This window comes from Streptomyces sp. S6, assembly GCF_054880855.1.
In genome coordinates, this window is sequence record NZ_JBTYMC010000648.1 from 1 (window position 1) to 1,338 (window position 1,338).

Genomic DNA, 1,338 nt, shown 5'->3' on the forward strand with positions numbered 1-1,338 from the left:
CAGCCCCGGCCCGCCCCGCCCCGCGTCCGGCACCCGTCCGGCGGCCCCGGGATCGGCCAGATCCCGACGGCGCACCTCCCGGCCCGGCCCGGGTGATTCGGATACCCGCGCGAAGGGGAAGGCGTTCACCATGAGCAACCACGACCCGGCGGACCACGCGGGGCACTCCCACGGGGTGACGGCCGACGCCGACCGGCGCTGGCTGGCCGCCGCCCTCGCCCTCATCACGGTGTTCATGGCCGCCGAGGTCGTCGTCGGCGTCCTGGCCCGCTCCCTGGCCCTGATCTCCGACGCGGCGCACATGCTCACCGACGCCGTGTCGATCGTCCTCGCGCTCGTCGCGATGCGCCTGTCGGCCCGGCCCGCGCGCGGCGGCTTCACCTACGGCCTCAAACGCGCCGAGATCCTCTCCGCCCAGGCCAACGGGCTGACCCTGCTCCTGCTCGGCGCCTGGCTGGCCTACGAGGCGGTGCGCCGGCTGATCGACCCGCCCGACGTCGAGGGCGGCCTGATGCTGGCCACCGCGCTCGCCGGCATCGCCGTCAACGTCGCCGCCGCTTGGTGCATCTCGAAGGCCAACCGCAGCTCCCTGAACGTCGAGGGCGCCTACCAGCACATCCTCAACGACCTGTTCGCGTTCATCGGCACCGCGATCGCCGCGCTCGTCGTTGTCCTCACCGGGTTCACCCGAGCCGACCCCATCGCCACCCTCGTCGTCGTCGCGCTCATGTGGAAGGCGGGCTACGGGCTGGTCCGCGACTCGGGCCGGATCTTCCTGGAGGCGGCGCCCGTCGGCCTCGACCCCGACGCGATCGGCGACGAACTCGCGGCCCGCCCCGGCGTCGTCGAGATCCACGACCTGCACCTGTGGACGATCACCTCCGGTGAACCCGCGCTGTCCGCGCACGTCCTCGTCACCCCCGGCGGCGACTGCCACGCCGTGCGCCGCGACCTCCAGCACGTCCTGCGCGACCACCACCGCATCACCCACACCACCCTCCAGGTCGACCACCTCGGAGAGGACCTCCCGGACGCCGGTCTGCTCGGCCTCGCCGACCCCGACGGCCACTGCGACGACGCCCACGGCCCGGTCCACCGCCCGGGACCCCACACGCACTGACCGCTTGTAGCCCGCCGATGAACGCGGGACGCGCGGCACTCAACAACCTCACATTCGGGTCCCGCAGGGCAGACCGCGCCGGACGGAACTGCCATGCTCGGGGCCCCGAAGGAGGTGGCTGTGACCTTCACCACACCATCCGCCGAGGCCGCGCCCGCCGCTCTGACGACGGCGGGCCGCCTCGCCGACCTCGCCGCCCGCACCCGGCACGCGCAGGC

At 74.0% G+C, this 1,338-nt stretch carries 1 protein-coding gene; it reads left to right on the plus strand.

Translation table 11 applies throughout. The annotated features are described in order from the left end of the window. The first annotated feature begins 130 nt into the window (after positions 1 to 130). On the plus strand, positions 131 to 1,120 hold the full coding sequence (locus ACVNF4_RS36125) for a cation diffusion facilitator family transporter (RefSeq protein ID WP_461807050.1): 990 nt from the start codon (positions 131 to 133) through the stop codon (positions 1,118 to 1,120). The last annotated feature ends 218 nt before the right edge of the window (positions 1,121 to 1,338 follow it).

Coding starts and splice junctions, on each gene's coding strand:
- ACVNF4_RS36125 (WP_461807050.1), top strand. CDS start 131: ATGAGCAACCACGACCCGGCGGACCACGCGGGGCACTCCCACGGGGTG.